Here is a 19,465-nt window from a genome sequence, read left to right as displayed (position 1 = left end):
ATAGAGGCGTGAAGGTCGAGGGCGTGCGCATCCTGATGTCAGGCCAAAAGCGTGGCATCACCCGAATGCTCAAGGCCATGATCAAAAGGCGCAGCGCCATCGAACCGGCTATCGGGCACATGAAGATGGACGGCAGGCTTGGCCGCAATCCGCTCAAGGGTGCGCTGGGCGATGCGCTGCATGCGGTGATGTGCGGGGCCGGGCACAACCTGCGCCTGATCCTGGCCGCGCTGCGGTTTTATTGCGCCCGATTCGGGCTGTCGATGCAGCCGGTCATCGCAGCCCTGGTCGCTGCACCCGCTGACCGCCGACCTCTCTGCTGCTGAGAACGGAATTGTTCAGGACGGACTAAATAGGGCCATAGCCGATGCGCTCAACTATCACGCAATGTGCAATATGGTGACTGGTCTCGAAACGGCAGCAGCTGCCACGAAAAACACTACAGCCACTTCACTAGCCATACAGTCGAAATAGGGCGCAAAGCAATCCCTACAACAGGTGCGCCACGTACGGCGTGGTAGATCGTTTGATCAGCACTTCATAGGTTATTGAGACGAGCGTGCGTCTAATCGCTAAAAAAGTGTGAAGCGCGCCGATAAGCCGGATTCTGTGCACCGCGGTTGCCCGCGGCGTGACCGCCATTACTCTGGGCCGGGTGTCGCCACCACGGCTCGATGCTACCTACCCGCCAGCTCTGCGGAACCACATCAACGCTGGCCTACTTGGTATTGCTGCGCGTAGAGATTGCCCGTTTCACCCCCAGTGGTTTACCTCGCGGTACGCCCCTGGGACTCGTCTCTGTTGCTCTGATCCTCACCTCACGGTGGGCAGCCGTTAGCTGCTACGCTGTCCTGTGCAGTCCGGACGTTCCTCCAGTGCCTGGTTTCCCAGATTGCACCAGCGGCGGTCTGGCGCGCTTCACGGGGGCGATTATCGTCCACCGCCGAGGACGCGCTCCCAATCGAGGCCGAAGCGCGCCAGGTATTTGCGCAGGCGGTCCGCATCGTTGACCACCGTGCGCTGCGACCGCGAGGCCTGGAACAGTTGCCGCCCCGCATCGGACAGGGTGCGCGCGTTGCGGCAAACGCCCAGCACGGCCGCCAATTGCAGTTGGTCGAACCGGTCCATCGCCTCCACCTGCGCCTCGCCGAGGAGTTCAGTCAGGTCCACGCTGTCGCCACCTGCGCTGCCCACGCCGCCATGGGCGTTGGCGACGGGTTCCCACAGCCAGCGCAATCGGGCGATCTCCGCTTCCACCAGCGGCAGGCCGATGCGCCCACCCTCCGCCAGCGTGGCCAGACGCGTCATGCTGGCCGACAGGTCGCGGAAGTTGCCGCTCCACAGCGCCTCGGGGGATTGCGCGTAGCGCAGATACACGGTGCGCGCCTCGGCCGACAGGCGCACGACCCGGCCCAGTTCGGCGCCGGACCGGGCCAGCAGGTGATCCACGTTCGGCTCGATGTCTTCCGGACGCTGGGCCAGGCCCGGCAACTGGTAGCTCCACAAGTTGATGCGCGCATACAGGTCCTCGCGAAACCGCCCTGCGGCCACCTCGGTGCGAAGGTCGCGGTTGGTGCCGGCAATCAGTTCGAAATCGCTGGCCACCTCGCGGTCGCTGCCCATGGGGTAGAAGCGCTTTTCCTCCACGGCCTTGAGCAGCATCGCCTGCTCGTCCAGGCCCAGTTCGCCGATTTCATCGAGAAAGAGCACGCCCTTGTGCGCCGTGCGCAGCAGGCCGGCCCGGTCCGCCGCGGCGCCGGTGAAGGCCCCCTTCTTGTGCCCGAACAGCGTGGATGCCGCGCCGTCACCCTGCAGCGTGGCGCAGTTCACCTCGACGAATTCGCCCTCCACCTGGTGGCGCGCCTTCTTCAGTTCATACATGCGCCGCGCCAGGTGCGATTTGCCTGCGCCGGTGGGCCCCGTGAACAGGATGGGCGCCCGCGAGCGCACCGCCACCCGCTCCACCTCTTCGATCAGGGCATTGAAACGGGCATTGCGCGTGGCAATGCCGCTCTTGAGAAAGTCGACCGCGTTGCGCTGCTCGGCGCCGAAGCGCTGGGCGATCACGTCATAGCGCGACAGGTCCAGATCGATCAGCGCGTAGCTGCCGGGGTCGCCCGCCTGCTGGCGTTTCGGCGGTGAAGTCTGCGCGAGTACTCCCGGAATGCGCCGCGACTCCACCAGCAAGAACAGGCAGATCTGCGCCACGTGCGTGCCGGTGGTGATGTGGGTCCAGTACTCCTCGCGCTCGGTATCGAAGGCATAGCCCTGGGCCCAGTCGAACAGCCGGGCATACACCTCGCCGAAATCCCACGGGTCCGCCATTTCCATGCGCACCGGACGGACCGTGGTTTCCGGCGATGCGGTGGCGATGTCGGCGCGAATCAACTGCGCCAGGGCCTCGTGCGGCGGGGTGTAGAGCAACTCCATGCGCTGCACGACCACGTCTTCGTGCTGCACCAGCGACACGGTGGGGCGCCACTTCTCCCACCGCCCGGCGCCCCGGCCTGAATCGAGTTGCGTGCCAAGAAAGCCGATGACGACGTTTTGCTTCTTCATGATTCAGCTAAAAAACTAGCTCAAATTATATGAATGAAGATTTTCGCCCGTAGCCACACGGGGTGCCACAAGCGTAGATTCTTAAAAATAAACTTGTAAATCAATGGCTTATAAAAATTCAGCCTGACAAATCCAGAGCTGGCACACCCGTTGCAATGAATAAGGCAAGTCAGAACGACACCGAACAACGAATCATCGAACGGGAGACGCCAAATGGTCAACACTCAACTCTTCAAGACGCTGCGCGGCCCCCAGGTGCCTGTTGCCCCTGTGCACAACCAGGCCGGTGGCGCCGCCTACGCCCTGTCGCCCAAGCACCAGCTGGCGCAACTGGCAGCCACCGGTTGCCTGAACGGCACCTTCTATGCACAGGCAAAGGATCAGCTCGACGCGGTGCAGGCGCTGGCGTTTGAAGCCGATCCCGTGTTCGTGGCGAAAACGGCCCTGTATGCACGCCGCACCGGCTACATGAAGGACATGCCCGCTCTGCTGGCGGCCACGCTGGCGGTGCGCGACGTTTCGCTGCTGGCCGAGGTGTTCGGCCGCGTGATCGACAACGGCAAGATGCTGCGCAACTTCGTGCAGATGCTGCGCTCCGGCGCAGTGGGCCGCAAGTCGCTCGGTACGCGCCCCAAAAAGCTCGTGCAGCAATGGCTGCTGGAAGCGACCGAGGCGCAGCTGCTGAATGCCGCTGTGGGCAATACGCCATCGCTGGCGGACGTCGTGAAGATGGTGCACCCCAAGCCCGCCGAAGCCTGGCGCGCCGCGTGGTTCGCATGGCTGATCGGTCGCCCCTATGCCTTCGACGCCTTGCCGCCGCTGACGCAGGCCTTCGAACGGTTCAAGCAAGACCGCACGCAGCCGGTGCCTGACGTGCCGTTCCAGATGCTGACCGCGCTGGAACTGGACGCCACGGCCTGGGCGCAGATCGCGCAGCGCGGCTCTTGGCAGATGGTGCGCCAGAACCTGAACACCTTTGCCCGGCATGGCGTGTTCGCACAGCCAGGCATGGCCGAGGCGGTGGCCGCCAAACTGCGTGACCCGCAGGCAGTGGCCAAGGCCCGGGTGCTGCCCTACCAGTTGATGGCGGCCTATACCGCTTGCGGCGCCGAGGTGCCCCATGCAGTGAAGGAAGCGCTGCAGGACGCGATGGAACTGGCGCTCGCCAACGTGCCGCAATTCGAAGGCCGCGTGGTGGTGTGCCCCGACGTGTCGGGCTCGATGAGCTCGCCGGTGACGGGCTACCGCGGTTCGGCGACTTCGGCGGTGCGGTGCATCGACGTGGCCGCCCTGGTGGCTGCCGCCGTGCTGCGCCGCAATGCCGATGCGCGTGTGCTGCCCTTCGAGACGAAGGTGGTGCCGATGTCGCTGAATCCCCGCGATTCGGTGATGACCAACGCGGGCAAGCTGGCCGCGGTGGGTGGCGGCGGAACCTCGTGCAGCGCGCCGCTGGCTCTGCTGAACCTGGAGAAGGCGCAGGCGGAACTGGTGGTGCTGGTGTCGGACAACGAATCGTGGGCCGACCGCGCACGGGGCCAGGGCTCCGCGACGATGCAGGAGTGGGCGGTTTTCAAGCGGCGCAATCCGGCCGCTCGGCTGGTGTGCATCGACATCCAGCCCGGTGCGACGACCCAGGCGCCAGAGCAGCCCGATGTGTTGAACATCGGCGGCTTCAGCGACGAGGTGTTCAAGCTGCTGGCGGTGTACGCCGCAGGGGGCATGGGCGCGGCGCACTGGGTCGGCGTGATCGAGGAGACCGCGATCTGAAAGGCCCATAAGGACGACGTTGTCGTCCGGCGAATGCAGGCGTGACTACATCCCAGTCGCGCCGCCCGTTGGTCGCCGGACGGGAGTGCAGGTTGATGTGCGAATGCAGGCAGGACTACATCTGGAGCGACCAGGGTTCGAATCCCGGCGCCGTAACGCGGCGTGGTCAATGTCTTGCCATCCTTGTCGCACTGTTTTTTGCAGCGAATGCTGACGGAACTACAGACTATTAATCTCGTGGTCGCGGGTTCGATTCCCGCCTGCCGAAGGGCTGTAGCTCAGTGGTAGAGCACGACGTTTCGTCGATTCTTGTCGCTGTTTTTTTTAGTTTTCGGGATGAATGCAGGTGGGTTTACAGGTAGAGCATCAGGCCCCTCGGGGCATTGAAGGTTCCGGGTTCAAACCCCGGTCTGCTTCCGGCAGATAGCTCAACGAAAAAACCCGCCGTCCCTTGTCATCTCACTTTTTTGAGACCGAAAGAACGCAATGAAGACGAATGCCAATGCAGCGCAGCCTGCCGCATTGCCGCCCGCACTGCCCACAGCACTGCGCGATGCGGTGGAAGCGGTCTATGCCGCCTTCCAGAGCCACTGTGCGCCAAAGCAGACGCTGGACGTCTGCACGGCCTGCTGCATGGACGGAGCCCTGGAGCGCGAGATGCGGCGCCTGCCGCTGCGCCAGGTGACGACGCGCCATTTCTACGAATACAACAGCTCCGCCAAAAGCAGCGAGCAACCGGCCGAAGAGCTGTTGTACCTGCTGCCCCGGATGCTGGAGCTGCTCGCCCAGGGCGAAGCGCTGCACCACTCGACCGAGTTGTACCTGGAGCGGCTGGGCCGTTGCGAGGCCGGCGCGCTGTCACGCCCCGAGCGGGCAGCCGTGGATGCCTTCGCACTGGCGCTCTTCCGCGAAGGACTGGGCCACAGCGCCCGGCAGGCCAGTCCATTCAATGGGTCCAACGCCTTCGACGTCCTGCTGATGTTTCACAAGGGCGGCGTGTCCATCGCACCGTTGCTCGCCCATTGGCTGGAAGACGACCGACCGAGCGCCGTGCTGCACTACGCCGACAGCAGCTACTGGGACTTCTGGGGCAAGCAGCGGATTCAGAACGCATTTTCTACAGACGAACCCGAGTTCCAGAAAACGATGAATGACTGGCTTGTGGATGCAGGCAACCGCCAGCGCTTTTCCCGCAAGATCCTGGCCATCGATGCAGAGTTTCCCGAAGACCCGAAGCCCTGCACCTGCGGAACCCATCTGGGACCGCAACAGATTCTCGAAGCCGTGTTCGACGTGATCAGTGAATGACGGCACTCCGAAGATCGACAACGAACAAACGAAAACACAAGAAGGAATACAGATGAACTACCTGCAACGCAACGTGGAAAACGGTGTCCCCATCAAGATGTGGACCAAAGGCGTTCCCGTGGAGGACGAAGCCCAGAAGCAACTGGAAAACGCCGCCCGCCTGCCCATCGTGTTCAAGCACGTGGCCGCCATGCCCGACGTGCATTACGGCATCGGCGCCACCGTGGGATCGGTAATCCCCACCTTCAGGGCCATCATCCCGGCGGCAGTGGGCGTGGACATCGGCTGCGGAATGATGGCCTGCAAGACCACGCTGCACGCCAACGACCTGCCCGACAACCTGGGGCCCCTGCGCTCGGCGATCGAAAAGGCCGTTCCGCACGGAAGCAATCCCCGCCGCATGGGGCGCGACAAAGGCTCGTGGGAGACCCCGCCCGATGAAACCGACGTGGCCTGGGCCGCGCTGAAGGGCGAGTTCGATGCGATCTGCGAGGACTACCCGCGCTTTGCCAGCACGAACCATTACAAGCACCTGGGAACGCTGGGCACCGGCAACCACTTCATCGAGGTGTGCCTGGATGAGCACGGCGGCGTGTGGTTCATGCTGCATTCGGGTTCGCGCGGCGTGGGCAACGCCATCGGCACGCATTTCATCGAGCTGGCCAAGAAAGACGCCGAGCTGCACCAGCGCAACCTGCCCGACCAGGACCTGGCGTACTTCGAAGAGGGCGCCAAATACTTCGGCGACTACGTGCGCGCCGTCGGCTGGGCGCAGAAGTTCGCACGCGCCAACCGCGAGGTGATGATGCAGCGCGTGATCGCCGCCGCCCGCAAGGTGATTGCGAAACCGTTCGAAGCCCATGTGGAAGCGGTGAACTGCCACCACAACTACGTGAGCCGCGAGACGCACTTCGGCGAAGACGTGCTCATCACCCGCAAGGGCGCGGTGAGCGCCAAGGCGGGCGAACTGGGCATCATTCCCGGCAGCATGGGCGCCAAGAGCTTCATCGTGCGCGGCAAGGGCAACCCCGAGAGCTTCATGAGCTGCAGCCACGGCGCAGGCCGCAAGATGAGCCGCACCAAAGCCAAGAAGCTCTACACCATCGCCGACCAGATCGCCGCCACCGAAGGGGTGGAGTGCCGCAAGGACGCCGACGTGATCGACGAGATTCCGATGGCCTACAAGGACATCGACGCCGTGATGGCGGCCCAGGAAGACCTGGTGGAGATCGTCTACACGCTCAAGCAAGTGGTGTGCGTGAAGGGATGAAGCCCGCGGGGCTGAACGCCCCGTTCCCGTGGCGACGCCGCCGCGGGGAACAATGAATGAATCAGTGAACGAAGAACAACGAAAGCCCTGGAGATTTCCGTGAAGACCGAAGAATTCCTGCAGTCCGCCCACCCGATCGAGCCCGCCATGCGCGCGCAGATCATGGACGCGCTGCGAGGCATCGAATCGCAGCATGCCGTGACCATCCTGTTCGCCTGCGAATCGGGCAGCCGCGGCTGGGGCTTCGCCTCGCCCGACAGCGACTACGACGTGCGGTTCCTGTACCTGAATCGCCTGCCCTGGTACCTGACCGTATCGCCGGGGCGCGACGTCATCGAAGTGCCGATCAGCGGCGACCTGGACATCAACGGCTGGGACCTGCGCAAGGCGCTCGGGCTGATGCGCGAGTCCAACCCTACGCTGCTGGAATGGCTGCGCTCGCCCGTGATCTATCGGGAGGAAGCCGGCACGATGGACGCGATGCGCACCCTGGCGGGGCAGGTGTTCTCCAACGCCAAGGCCTGGCACCACTACGCCTCGATGGCCAGGAAGAACTTTCGCGAGCACCTGCAGGCCGACGTGGTGCGCTACAAGAAGTACCTCTATGTGCTTCGCCCGCTGCTGGCAGCACGCTGGATCCGGTCCCGCCCTGGCGTGCCGCCCATGCGCTTTGCCGAACTGGCGCTGCACACGCTGGACGGTCAGCGCGATGCGGCGCTCATCGATGAGATCAACCAGTTGCTCACCGTGAAGATGCGCGCGGACGAGTCGGCCACCAGCCCGCGCTGGCCGGGCCTGCACGCGTTCATCGAGGCCGAGCTGGCCGCCAACGCGGCGCAGCCCGTGCAAGCCCTGCCCAGCGCCGGGCATGCGGGCCTGGACGCCCTGCTGCACGACACGGTGCTGCGCTTCGATCCCGGCCAGGGCGCAGCCGAAGGCGGCATGCCATGCTGACCCTCGACGGCTCCCACGGCGAAGGCGGCGGGCAAATCCTGCGCACCGGCCTGGCGCTGTCCATGGTCACCGGGCAGCCGCTCTCCATCGCCCGCATTCGCGCGGGCCGGCCCAAACCGGGGCTGATGCGCCAGCACTTGGCCTGCGTGCAGGCCGCGGCGCAGGTCTGCGGTGGCCAAGCGAAAGGTGCCGAACTGGGCTCGCAGGCGCTGCAGTTCACCCCTGGCGCCGTACAGTCGGGCGATTACACCTTCGCCATCGCCGGCGCCGGCAGCTGCCTGCTGGTGCTGCAGACCGTGCTGCCCGCGCTGATGCTGGCCGACGCCCCCAGCCAGGTGCAGCTCAGCGGCGGCACGCACAACCCGATGGCGCCGCCGTTCGACTTTCTGCAGCAGGCGTTTGCGCCGCTGGTGCGTCGCCTGGGCGTGGGGCTTGATCTGTCGCTGCGCCGCCGGGGCTTTTACCCCGCGGGCGGGGGCGAAGTGCACGCGGCCATCGCACCGGCCGCGGGCCTGCTGGCACCGTTCGATCTGCTGGAGCGCGGCCCGCGCCAGGCGGCCTGGGCCGAAGCGCTGGTGCCGGGCCTCGCGCGCGGCATTGCGGTGCGCGAACTGGAGGCGCTGCGCCAGCAACTGGGCTGGAGCGGTGCAGCTGAGCAGCTGCGCATTCCGCCCGCGCGGCAAAACGAAGGCCCGGGCAACGCGCTGCTGGCCGTGCTCGAATACGCCCAAGTGACCGAGGTGTTCTGCGCGCTGGGCGAGCGCGGCGTCCGCGCGGAGCAGGTGGCGCGCCGCCTGGCCGACGAGGTGCGGTCGTTCGAAAGCAGCCAGGGCGCGGTCGGCCCGCACCTGGCCGACCAGTGGATGCTGCCACTGGCCCTGGCCGTCTGGCGCAGCGGCCGGCGGGCCAGCTACACGGCCGAGTCGGTCACGCCGCACACGAGCACCAACGCCCAGGTGATCGCGCAATGCCTGCCGGTGCGCATCACCCTGTCGCCGGGCCAGGGCGCCACGCGTATCGACATCGAGAAAGCCGCATCGCCGGCATAACCATATGCGCGCAGTGTCGTAGGAGTGGGCCAAAATGTTTTTTTGCCCATTTCATACCTGTCCTGTACCTGTCCCGTACCTGTCCAAACCTGGAGACGCCATGAAAGTCGAGAACATCCTGCAAACCATCGGCAACACGCCCCATGTGCGCATCAACCGCCTGTTCGGGGCGGGCGCCAACGTGTGGGTGAAGTCCGAGCGCAGCAACCCCGGCGGTTCGATCAAGGACCGCATCGCGCTGTCGATGGTGGAAGACGCGGAACGCACCGGCGCGCTGAAGCCCGGCGGCACGATCATCGAGCCCACCTCGGGCAACACCGGCATCGGCCTGGCGCTGGTGGCGGCGGTGAAGGGCTACCGGCTCATCCTGGTGATGCCCGACAGCATGAGCATCGAACGCCGCCGGCTCATGCTGGCCTACGGCGCGCAGTTCGACCTCACACCGCGCGAAAAGGGCATGAAGGGCGCTATCGCCCGCGCCGAAGAACTCCGCGCGCAAACGCCTGGCGCCTGGGTGCCGCAGCAGTTCGAAAACCCCGCCAACATCGATGTGCACGTGCGCACCACGGCCCAGGAAGTACTGGCGGACTTTCCCGACGGCATCGACGCACTCATCACGGGCGTGGGCACCGGCGGCCACCTGACCGGCCTGGGCCGCGTGCTGAAGGCGAAGTTTCCGCAGCTCAAGATCTTCGCGGTGGAGCCGGTGGCTTCGCCGGTGATCTCGGGCGGCCAGCCGGCGCCGCACCCGATCCAGGGCATCGGCGCAGGCTTCGTGCCCAAGAACCTCGATACGAGCCTGCTGGACGGCGTGATCCAGGTCGATGCCGAGCCCGCCCGCGAATACGCCCGCCGCGCAGCGCGCGAAGAAGGCCTGCTGGTCGGTATTTCGTCCGGAGCCACGCTGGCCGCCATCGCCCAGAAGCTGCCCGAGCTGCCCGCAGGCGCCAAGGTGCTCGGCTTCAATTACGACACCGGCGAACGCTACCTGTCGGTCGAAGGCTTCCTGCCCTCCTGATCCGCCACCCTGCTCCCCTTGCTCCGCCCGCGCGGGCGGTGCGCGGGCTTTTGCGTGATGCCGAGCGCTTTGCCCGGCATCGCGTTGCAGGCCGCGCACGGTGCGGTTTCCCCACTGTGCACGGGGGTTTGAAGACGGCCCGCAGCGCTAGCCGCCATCGGGGCACAAGGGTTCGGCCAGCCGTCCTACAGCGCGGCCGGACCGCCATCGAAACAATCAAAGCCCATGCGGGGCCCTGCCTGAAACCGGTATTTGCACCGGGCTTTCGCTCCCGCCCCGCGCTCACTGATTGCCCCATGGAACCATCCACCGCCTCTCCCGTTGCCTTCAAGGTGCTCACCGTGAACGTGCACAAGGGCTTCACCACCTTCAACCGCCGCTTCATGCTGCACGAGCTGCGCGAAGCCGTTCGCGGCGTCTCCGCAGACCTGGTGTTTCTGCAGGAAGTGCTGGGCACGCACCAGCGGCACGCCGGGCGCGTGGCCAACTTTCCGCAAGAGCCGCATTACGAATTCCTGGCCGACACCATCTGGGGCCAGTACGCCTACGGCCGCAATGCGGTGTACGACAACGGACACCACGGCAACGCATTGCTTTCCAAGTTCCCCATCGTCCATTACGAAAACCACGACATCTCCGTGAGCGGCCCCGAGCGGCGCGGCATGCTGCATTGCGTGCTGCAACCCCCCGGCCATTCGCGGCAGGTGCATGCCATCTGCGTGCACCTGGGCCTGCAGGAAGCGCACCGCCAGCGCCAGCTGAAGCGCGTGTGCGAACTGGTAGCCACCTTTCCCCCCGATGACCCGGTGGTGGTGGCGGGCGACTTCAATGACTGGCGCGGCCGTGCGCACGAGGTGCTGCGCGCCGGCGCCGGCCTGCACGAGGTGTTCATGCATGCGCGGGGCAAGGCGGTGCGCACCTTCCCGGCCTCCATGCCGCTCCTGGCGCTGGACCGCATCTACGTGCGCAACGCTTCGGTGCACGCGCCGATGGTGCTGCCGCGCAAGCCCTGGCACAAACTGTCGGACCATGCGCCGCTGGCGGCGGAGATTTCGCTGTGAGGGAGCACCGCCGTTCGTCCCGCTGGGTGCCGGGCAACCAATTCACGCTGCTGGAGAACGGCGAGGCGTTCTTTCCGCGCGTGTTCGAAGCCATTTCCCAGGCGCGCCGCGAGGTGATCCTGGAAACCTTCATCCTCTTCGACGACAAGATCGGCCAGGGCCTGCACGCCGCGTTGCTGCAGGCCGCTCGCAACGGGGCCGAGGTGCATGTGCTGGTGGACGGTTTCGGCTCACCAGACCTGCCCGAGGACTTCGTGGGCGAGCTGGTGAATGCCGGCGTGCGCTTTCGCATCTTCGATCCGGGCAGCCGCCTGTTCGGCCAGCGCCTGAACGTGCTGCGGCGCATGCACCGCAAGATCGTGGTGGTGGACGGCGAGATCGGCTTCATCGGCGGCATCAACTACTCGGCCGACCACGTGGCCGACTTCGGGCCGGAGGCCAAGCAGGATTATTCGGTGGAGGTCCGCGGCCCGGTCGTGGCCCACATGCTGCGCTTCGCGCGCGATGCCGTCATGCCGCCCAAGGCGCGGCGCCGCCGGCAGGACGCCGACAGTACCGCCGAGCTGCCGCGCGCCGGCACGGCGGACGCCATCTTCGTCACGCGCGACAACCACCACCACACCAATGACATCGAGCGGCACTATCGCGTGGCACTGCGTGCCGCGCGCGAGCGCGTGGTGATCGCCAATGCGTATTTCTTCCCGGGCTACCGCTTCATCCGTGAAATGCGCCGTGCCGCGCGGCGCGGTGTGGACGTGCGGCTCATCCTGCAGGGCCAGCCCGACATGCCCATCGTGCGGACCGCGGCCAGCATGCTGTACGACCACCTGCTGCGCGGCGGCGTGCGCATCTACGAATACTGTGACCGGCCGCTGCACGGCAAGGTCGCACTGGTGGACAACGAATGGTCCACCGTCGGGTCGAGCAATCTCGACCCGTTGAGCCTGTCGCTCAACCTGGAAGCGAACGTGGTGATCCGCGACAAGGATTTCAACGCCACGCTGTACGAGCGCCTGGATCACCTCATGCAGCACAGCTGCCGCCAAGTGGAGGCCACGCCTTCGTCGCGCTGGGACGGCTTGCGCCTGCTGCGCAGCTATTTCCTGTTTCACCTGATGCGCTGGTTTCCGTCGTGGGCCGGCTGGCTGCCGCGCCACGAGCCCAAGATCTCCCTGGTGGGCGCGCAGGACCCCGCATCGCCCTCGCCCGACGCGAACCACCGGCCATCGGCCACCTGAGCCATGGCCGCCGCGCCGTCCCCCCTGCCCGTGCCTGGCAACCCCACCGCTGGCAAGGAGGCTGCCAGGACGGCGGCGGCAGGCCGCAGCGGCGAACGGCCATCTTCATCCGCCACCCATCGCAAGCCGCCCGCCAGCCGCTGGAAGCGCCTGACCAGCCACCGATGGTGGCCCTGGGCGATGACGGCGGTGAGCGGGGCCTTCATCATTTTCGTGATCACGCTGCTGGTGCGCCAGGCGCGCACGGTGGACTGGCAAGCCGTTTGGGCGTCGTTCCTGGCGCTGCAGGTGCCGGTGCTGCTGCTGGGCGGCGCGCTGGCGCTGGGCAGCCACCTGCTGTACAGCACCTTCGACCTGTTCGGGCGCTTTTACACGCGGCATGGGCTGTCGGTGCCGCGCACGGTCGGCATCACGCTCATCGCCTACCCCTTCACGCTCAACCTGGGGTCGATCATCGGCGGCGTCACGGTGCGCTACCGGCTGTATTCGCAGCAGGGCGTATCGGTGGGGGCCATCGGGCAGGTCATCGGGATGAGCATCCTCACCAACTGGCTGGGCTACTTCGTGCTGGCCGGCGCGGTGTTCTGGCTGTGGTCGCCGCAGTTGCCCGAAGGCTGGCACGTGGGGCCGGAACACCTGCGCTGGATCGGCACCGCACTGGCGGCGATCAGCGTGCTCTACGTGGCAGCCTGCATCCTCCGCCGGGGCGAGCCGCTGCAGGTGCGCGGGCAGCGCATCGCCATGCCCGACTGGCGCGTGGGCCTGCTGCAGGTGGCGGTATCGGCGATCAACTGGATGGTGATGGGCGCGGCGCTGTGGGCGCTGACCCAGCAGCGTGTGCCCTATGCGGCCGCACTGGCCACGGTGTTGCTGGGCGCGGTGGCGGGGCTCATCTCGCGCATTCCTGCCGGCCTCGGGGTGCTGGAGGCGGTGGGCGTGGCGGTGCTGTCGGCCTACCTGCCGGCGCCGCAGGCATTGGCCGCCGTGCTGGCGTACCGCACGCTGTACTTCTTCGCGCCGCTGGGGCTGGCTGCGCTGGCGTTCGGCGCGGTGGAGCTGCTGGGGCGCCGCAGGGCCGGGGCAGCGACGGTGGACGCCCCTGAAAACGCCTTTGAGTCAAAAAGGCCTCCAGCGCAATAAACACTAGGGAACATTGCTACATATTTAATAGCAATAGGTTCCAGGGATGCGGAGCGGCCTCTTTCAGGAAAGCCCGGGCGTGCGGCCCTTGCGGCAGGCCTCCTTTATCATCCCGGTCCCCACGACATTGCCCTTCGCCCGATCGACACGGGCCCGCAAGCCATGATCCGCCTGTCAGAAATCAAGCTGCCGCTCGGCGCCGCTGAAACCCCCGAGCCCGCCCTGCATGCAGCGGCCGCCCGCATTCTCGCCCTGCCGCCCGAGGGCATCGCCCACGTGCACGTCTTCAAGCGCAGCTTCGATGCGCGCAAGGCCGAGCTGCTGGCGGTGTACATCATCGACATCACCCTGGCCGACCCGTCGCAGGAGGCCGCGCTGCTGGCGGGCCACGCCGGCCACCCCCACATCCAGCCCACGCCCGACATGGCCTGGCGCCCGGTCGGCCGGGCACCCGCAGGGCTGGAGCACCGGCCCGTGGTGGTGGGCTTCGGGCCCTGCGGCATCTTCGCGGCGCTGGTGCTGGCGCAGATGGGGTTCAAGCCCATCGTGCTGGAGCGAGGCCGTGCGGTGCGCGAGCGCACGCAGGACACCTGGGGCCTGTGGCGCCGGCGCGAACTGCACGCCGAGTCGAACGTGCAGTTCGGCGAAGGCGGCGCCGGCACGTTCAGCGACGGCAAGCTGTACAGCCAGATCAAGGACCCGCGCCACTTGGGCCGCAAGGTCATGGAGGAGTTCGTGCAGGCCGGCGCGCCTCCCGAGATCCTCTCGGTGGCGCACCCGCACATCGGCACGTTCAAGCTCGTCAAGGTGGTGGAAACGCTGCGCGAGCAGATCATCGCGCTGGGTGGCGAGGTGCGCTTTCAGCAGCGCGTGACCGACGTGGTGATCGAGCAGGACGCGGCCGGCCAGCGCCACCTGCGCGGCCTGCAGGTGCTGGACCAGGCCACGGGCCAGTCCCATGCGCTGCGCGCAGACCATGTCGTGATGGCGCTGGGCCACAGCTCGCGCGACACCTTCGCCATGCTGTACGAGCGCGGCGTGCACATGGAGGCCAAGCCGTTCTCGGTGGGCTTTCGCATCGAGCACCCGCAGGGGCTCATCGACCGAGCCCGCTGGGGCCGCCATGCCGGCAACCCGCTGCTGGGCGCGGCCGACTACAAGCTCGTGCACCACGCGAGCAACGGCCGCGCGGTGTACAGCTTCTGCATGTGCCCGGGCGGCACCGTGGTGGCCGCCACCAGCGAGCCGAACCGCGTGGTCACCAATGGCATGAGCCAGTATTCGCGCAACGAGCGCAACGCCAATGCCGGCATGGTGGTCGCCATCGACCCGCACGACTATCCGCACGACCCGGCTGCGTTCGAAGCCGCGCTGGGCGGCACTTACGGCGTGGAGGCTCTCGCAGCCAGCGGCGGCACGCCCCATCCACTGTCGGGCATCGTGCTGCAGCGCCAGCTGGAGTCGAACGCCTACGTGCTGGGCGGCAGCAGCTACAACGCCCCCGCGCAACTGGTCGGCGACTTCCTGGCGCGGCGCGCCTCGCAGGCGCTGGGCACCGTGGAGCCGTCGTACAAGCCCGGCGTCACGCTGACCGACCTGGATGCCGCCCTGCCCGGCTACGCCACCCTGGCGCTGCGCGAAGCGCTGCCGGCCTTCGGCAAGAAGATCAAGGGTTTCGACATGCACGACGCGGTGCTGACCGGCGTGGAGACGCGCACCTCGTCGCCCCTCAAGATCGGGCGCAACGAGGCCTACCAGAGCCTGAACACCGCCGGCCTGTACCCCGCCGGCGAGGGTGCGAGCTACGCGGGCGGGATTCTTTCGGCCGGGGTGGACGGCATCAAGGTGGGCGAAGCCGTGGCGCGCGCACTGCTCGCCTGATCGCCCCGATCCCTTCGCGACACGCCGGCTGGGGACTCAAGGCAAGCCCCGGCCAGCATCGGCACCGCCGTCAACGCACCGCCCACCGGCCGGGGCGGAAGTGCCAGCCGCCTGGGCCCGGCTCCCAATGGTGCGGAATCCACACCACGTCCGGGCGCGGCGGCGTGGCCCAGTGGCCCGGCCGCCAGACGTAGCGCCCACCGCCCCATTCCCAGAACCCGGCCACCCACACATGCACCGGCGAAGGCGCCACGGTCACCGTCTCTACGTAGGGCGCGGGCGGAGCGGTCGGCGCGACCACCACCGCGGGCGCGGGCTCCACCAGCACGGCGCGGGCCGGCGGCGGCTCCACGACGACGGTGCGGGGCGCCGCCACCACGTGGCGGGGCGGCGGGGCCACCACGCAGCCCGACAGGACAGCGGCCACCAGGGCAGCCATCAAGCCGCCAGCGGCGGGCCTGGGTGAAAGACGAGAAGAAGGACGAGAAACGGAAGGCATGGGCACCCATCCGGGAAGAGTGGAAGATGGGTGATCAACGCCCGCGACCATGCGCCTTGTTGACGCAGGGCGGTAAACGCCCGGTAAAGCGCTGCGCACGGTTTACACGTGCCGATAAGAACCCATCACCTTGCGGACGTTGAGCGTTGGCGGGCTTGGCGTCTCAAGCCCACGGAATGGCTGCAGCCAGCCAACCCGACGCCGATCAACGCACCGTGAGCGACGACCCTGCAGGCAGGCGGAAGGCTTCCACCAGTTGCGCCAACTGCTCGGCCTGCACGCGCAGCCCCTGCGCCGCCGCGGACGACTCTTCCACCAGCGCGGCGTTCTGCTGCGTCATCTGATCGAGTTGGTTCACGGCCTCGCCGACCTGGCCCAGGCCCGTGCTCTGTTCGCGCGTGGCCGTGCTGATCTCACCGATGATCGTGGCCACCTGCTGGACCGAATCGACGATCTCGCCCATGGTGCCGCCGGCCGCATGCACCAGCTGGGAGCCTTCGCCCACCTGGCGCACGCTGTCGCCGATGAGCCCGCCGATCTCCTTGGCCGCCGTGGCCGAGCGCTGCGCCAGGCTGCGCACTTCGCTCGCCACCACGGCGAAGCCCCGGCCCTGTTCGCCCGCGCGGGCCGCTTCCACCGCGGCATTCAGCGCCAGGATGTTGGTCTGGAACGCGATGCCGTCGATCACGCTGGTGATGTCGGCAATGCGGCGCGAGGACTGGGCGATGCCGTCCATCGTGCCCACCACGCGCTCCACGGCGTCACGCCCCTTGCGCGCCACCTCGCTGGCAGAAACCGCCAGGTGCGTGGCCTGCTGGGCGGCGTCCGCGCTGTGGCGCACGGTGGAGAGCAGTTCTTCCATGCTGGCGGCGATTTCCTCCAGATTGGAGGCGGTCTGTTCGGTGCGGGCGGAGAGGTCCGAATTGCCGGCCGCGATCTCGGCGCTGGCACCGGCGACCGACGTGCTGGCCTGCCGCATGCCGACCACGAGCCCCGCCAGGCGGGTCTGCATGCCGTCGAGCCGCGCCAGCATCGCCCGCACTTCGTCGCGGTTGCCGGGGCCGACAGCCGGCACGGCGGAGGTCAGGTCGCCCTCGGCGATGCGGTCGGCCACCGTGGACGCGTGCGACAGCGGCTTGAGGATGGAGCGCGACAGCGCCACGGCGCACACCAGCGCCAGCAGCAGCCCCAGCACCGATCCGCTCACCAGCAGCACGATGCCCTGGCGCTCGCTCGCAGCGGCGGCGGCGCGGTCTTCCTCGACCTGTTTGCGCTGGTAGTCGGCCATGTCGTTCACGGCCGCCGCATACCGGTCGGCCGCCGGGCGCAGTTGCTTGCCGACGGCATCGGGCGGCAGCGTCTCGCCGGCCTTGCGCCGCTTGACCAGGTCGTCACGAGCGCCGCGGAAGGCGTTGCCGGCCGTGTCGATGGCCTCGAAGATGCGTTTGGATTCGCTGTCCACCGCCAGTTCTTCCAGCCGCTTGCGGACATCAGCGGACCGTGCCGACGTCGCCTTGCGGTCGGCGTCGATGCGTGCCGCATAGGCGGGGTTGTCGATTTCAAGCAGCGTCTCGGCGCGCGCCGAGCTCAGCACGACGATCGCGTGCAGCTCCCGCGCCAGCAACGCGCGCTCCGCGGCGGGGCCGCCCAGGCCGTCTGCGATGTCCTGCAGCTCCATCAATCGCCAGATGCCCACGGCGGCGGCCAGCGACATGACCAGGCAGATGACCCCGAAAGCCAGGGCGAGGCGCAGGGAAAGGCGGGCGTTGTGCAGGGTCATGTGAGGTACCGGTGAGAGCGAAGCCACCAGCGGGCAGCCAGTGGCCGCCGACGCGCGTGGAGCTTGTTTCCCAGTATCGGCTGTGTCGCTGACAACTTGATACATGCGCGAAAAAAAAGCCGCCGGATCGCTCCGGCGGCTTTTTGGGGACTGGCAAAGGTCTGAAGCCCGTGGACTGCAGCCTCGTCGGCGCTGTCAGGCCTTGGCTTGCAGCGCGGCGATGCGCTCTTCGATGGGCGGGTGGGTGCTGAACAGCTTGCCGATGCCGCCGGCAATGCCCAGTGCAGCCATGTTCTTGGGCAGTTCGGCCGGGTGGGCGCCGCCCAGGCGGGCCAGAGCGTTGATCATGGGCTGCTTGCGGCCCATCAGCTGCGCGGCACCGGCGTCGGCGCGGAACTCGCGCTGGCGGCTGAACCAGGCCACGATGATCGAAGCCAGAAAGCCCAGGGCGATGTCCAGCACGATGGTGGTCACGTAGTAGCCGATGCCGGGGCCCGAGCTGTTCTCGTCGTTCTTGCGCAGGAAGCTGTCCACTGCATAGCCGATCACGCGGGACAGGAACACCACGAAGGTGTTCATCACGCCCTGGATCAGCGTCATGGTGACCATGTCGCCGTTGGCGATGTGGGCCACTTCATGGCCGATGACGGCCTCGACCTCTTCGCGCGTCATGCCCTGCAGCAGCCCGGTGGACACGGCCACGAGCGCGCTGTTCTTGAAGGCGCCGGTAGCGAACGCATTGGGTTCGCCCGGGAAAATGCCAACCTCGGGCATGCCGATGCCGGCCTTGTCGGCGAACTTGCGCACGGTCTCCACGATCCAGGCTTCATCGGCCGAACCGGTGCCGTCGATGATCTGCACGCCCGCGCTCCACTTGGCGACGGGCTTGCTGATCAACAGCGAAATGATGGCGCCGCCGAAACCCATGATGAAGGCGAAGCCCAGCAACGCCCCCAGGTTCAGGCCATTGGAAGTCAGGAAGCGGTTGACGCCAAGCAGGCTGGCGACGATGCCCAGCACCACCACGACGGCGACGTTGGTCAACAAGAAAAGCGCGATTCGTTTCATCGAAGGGTTCTCCACTATGGGATACGGGGGGTGTGGCAGCGGCAAGACCGCGCTGTCACAGACCGTAAAGTGGGGTTGATGTGCAGGCGTTCAAGCCGTGTTCGCAGCGGTGCGATGGCCCTGGTGTGGATTCTTATGCGGGGCGCGCGCTGCGGAATACGAGGGAGTCATCATAGAAGCAAAAGTTCTCGTTCTCGGGCCACCAGCCGGGCACTCCCAGCACCGGCAGGGGCAAAAACGGCTTGGTCGCCAGATGCACCGGATCGAGCGCATCGGCCAGCCATGCATCCACGTCTGCTACCGAATCTATAGCGTATTGCGCTTGATAGACATGCGCTGTGATCGGTTTTCGCGGTGACTCGAGTTTTTCCAGCAGCGCGTGGCCGAACAGCACGAGTTGCGCCTGCTGCCACAGAGGCCGCAGCTCCACGAACAGCCTGCGCCAGTCCCGCGCCGCGAGCGCCTGCCGCAGCGGCTCGGGGGCAAACAGCACGGCGCCGTTTTCATCGAACAGCGTGATCGCATCCCGCAACGGCCCGCGCACCGCGCCGACTCCGGTTTCCGCAATGGCACGCGCCTGCAGGGCATTGAGCTGGCGCTTGACCTGCGGGTAACGCATCCAGACGAGACCGTTAAAGAAATCGTGCAGGTTGTCGCGCGTGGGGACGGTGCCGGTGTCGAAGATGAATTGTTCGTAGGCTGCGTCTGCCGGCAACGCCGAATGCGGCACAAACCGCACCGCGGCGCCCGGCATCCGGTTCAGGGCATCGGGCACTGGCGCCCCGCCCTGCCAGGCTGCACGGACTGGAGAAGCGATGCGGTCGAACGGCTGCAGCCAGGGCGGCACCGTGCCGGGCACTTCGGGCCCGCGAT

General features: G+C 67.0%; 15 protein-coding genes, 1 other RNA gene and 1 pseudogene. 11 read left to right on the top strand and 6 right to left on the bottom strand.

The window, feature by feature from the left end; genetic code table 11:
* Positions 1-326, top strand: a pseudogene (locus BLT03_RS20125) (IS5/IS1182 family transposase); the annotation flags it as partial.
* Between the two features lie 254 nt (positions 327-580).
* Here the strand turns inward: BLT03_RS20125 and rnpB are convergent.
* Positions 581-920, bottom strand: an RNA gene (gene rnpB / locus BLT03_RS20120) — RNase P RNA component class A.
* Between the two features lie 10 nt (positions 921-930).
* Positions 931-2,559 (bottom strand): RNA repair transcriptional activator RtcR, encoded by a 1,629-nt coding sequence (gene rtcR / locus BLT03_RS20115; RefSeq protein ID WP_092745542.1) that lies wholly within the window; start codon positions 2,557-2,559, stop codon positions 931-933.
* 213 nt (positions 2,560-2,772) lie between these two features.
* Here rtcR and BLT03_RS20110 point away from each other — a divergent pair, with 213 nt between their 5' ends.
* From BLT03_RS20110 to BLT03_RS20065, 10 genes are all read left to right on the top strand, one after another.
* On the top strand, positions 2,773-4,326 hold the full coding sequence (locus tag BLT03_RS20110; protein ID WP_092745541.1) for a vWA domain-containing protein: 1,554 nt from the start codon (positions 2,773-2,775) through the stop codon (positions 4,324-4,326).
* A gap of 486 nt (positions 4,327-4,812) precedes the next feature.
* Positions 4,813-5,634: a hypothetical protein gene (locus BLT03_RS20105; protein WP_092745540.1), complete on the top strand. Its 822-nt coding sequence runs from the start codon at positions 4,813-4,815 to the stop codon at positions 5,632-5,634.
* Between the two features lie 52 nt (positions 5,635-5,686).
* Positions 5,687-6,904, top strand: coding sequence for an RtcB family protein (locus BLT03_RS20100; protein WP_092745560.1), 1,218 nt, complete (start codon positions 5,687-5,689; stop codon positions 6,902-6,904).
* A 147-nt stretch (positions 6,905-7,051) separates the two neighbouring features.
* Positions 7,052-7,858, top strand: coding sequence for a nucleotidyltransferase domain-containing protein (locus tag BLT03_RS20095; RefSeq protein ID WP_092745559.1), 807 nt, complete (start codon positions 7,052-7,054; stop codon positions 7,856-7,858).
* Positions 7,852-8,907, top strand: a complete 1,056-nt coding sequence (gene rtcA, locus BLT03_RS20090) for an RNA 3'-terminal phosphate cyclase (protein ID WP_092745539.1) — start codon at positions 7,852-7,854, stop codon at positions 8,905-8,907. The genes BLT03_RS20095 and rtcA overlap by 7 nt, the downstream gene beginning before the upstream one ends.
* Positions 8,908-9,007: 100 nt before the next feature.
* Positions 9,008-9,925 carry a cysteine synthase A gene (gene cysK / locus BLT03_RS20085; RefSeq protein ID WP_092745538.1) on the top strand — a complete coding sequence of 306 codons (918 nt, stop codon included), beginning with the start codon at positions 9,008-9,010 and terminating at the stop codon, positions 9,923-9,925.
* Between the two features lie 296 nt (positions 9,926-10,221).
* Positions 10,222-10,986 carry an endonuclease/exonuclease/phosphatase family protein gene (locus BLT03_RS20080; RefSeq protein WP_092745537.1) on the top strand — a complete coding sequence of 255 codons (765 nt, stop codon included), beginning with the start codon at positions 10,222-10,224 and terminating at the stop codon, positions 10,984-10,986.
* Positions 10,983-12,224 (top strand): cardiolipin synthase ClsB, encoded by a 1,242-nt coding sequence (clsB, locus tag BLT03_RS20075; protein ID WP_245711478.1) that lies wholly within the window; start codon positions 10,983-10,985, stop codon positions 12,222-12,224. The genes BLT03_RS20080 and clsB overlap by 4 nt, the downstream gene beginning before the upstream one ends.
* 3 nt (positions 12,225-12,227) lie before the next feature.
* A complete protein-coding gene (locus BLT03_RS20070) occupies positions 12,228-13,364 on the top strand; it encodes a lysylphosphatidylglycerol synthase transmembrane domain-containing protein (RefSeq protein WP_092745535.1) in 1,137 nt (378 codons plus the stop codon).
* A 162-nt stretch (positions 13,365-13,526) separates the two neighbouring features.
* A complete protein-coding gene (locus BLT03_RS20065) occupies positions 13,527-15,245 on the top strand; it encodes an NAD(P)/FAD-dependent oxidoreductase (protein ID WP_092745534.1) in 1,719 nt (572 codons plus the stop codon).
* 70 nt (positions 15,246-15,315) lie between these two features.
* Here BLT03_RS20065 and BLT03_RS20060 read toward each other — a convergent pair whose 3' ends face one another.
* From BLT03_RS20060 to BLT03_RS20045, 4 genes are all read right to left on the bottom strand, one after another.
* The gene (locus tag BLT03_RS20060; protein ID WP_245711477.1) at positions 15,316-15,744 is read right to left on the bottom strand and encodes a YXWGXW repeat-containing protein; all 429 of its coding nucleotides are present in this window, start codon (positions 15,742-15,744) and stop codon (positions 15,316-15,318) included.
* Between the two features lie 205 nt (positions 15,745-15,949).
* On the bottom strand, positions 15,950-17,524 hold the full coding sequence (locus BLT03_RS20055; protein WP_092745532.1) for a methyl-accepting chemotaxis protein: 1,575 nt from the start codon (positions 17,522-17,524) through the stop codon (positions 15,950-15,952).
* A 195-nt stretch (positions 17,525-17,719) separates the two neighbouring features.
* Positions 17,720-18,592 carry a protease HtpX gene (gene htpX, locus BLT03_RS20050; protein ID WP_092745531.1) on the bottom strand — a complete coding sequence of 291 codons (873 nt, stop codon included), beginning with the start codon at positions 18,590-18,592 and terminating at the stop codon, positions 17,720-17,722.
* 133 nt (positions 18,593-18,725) lie between these two features.
* Entirely contained in the window at positions 18,726-19,451 is a 726-nt protein-coding gene (locus BLT03_RS20045; protein ID WP_434802420.1) for a DUF3025 domain-containing protein, read from the bottom strand.
* Between the last annotated feature and the right edge of the window lie 14 nt (positions 19,452-19,465).

Source organism: Paracidovorax valerianellae, from assembly GCF_900102625.1.
Classification (GTDB): Bacteria; Pseudomonadota; Gammaproteobacteria; order Burkholderiales; family Burkholderiaceae_C; genus Paracidovorax; species Paracidovorax valerianellae.
This window is presented reverse-complemented; position numbering and strand designations above follow the sequence as displayed.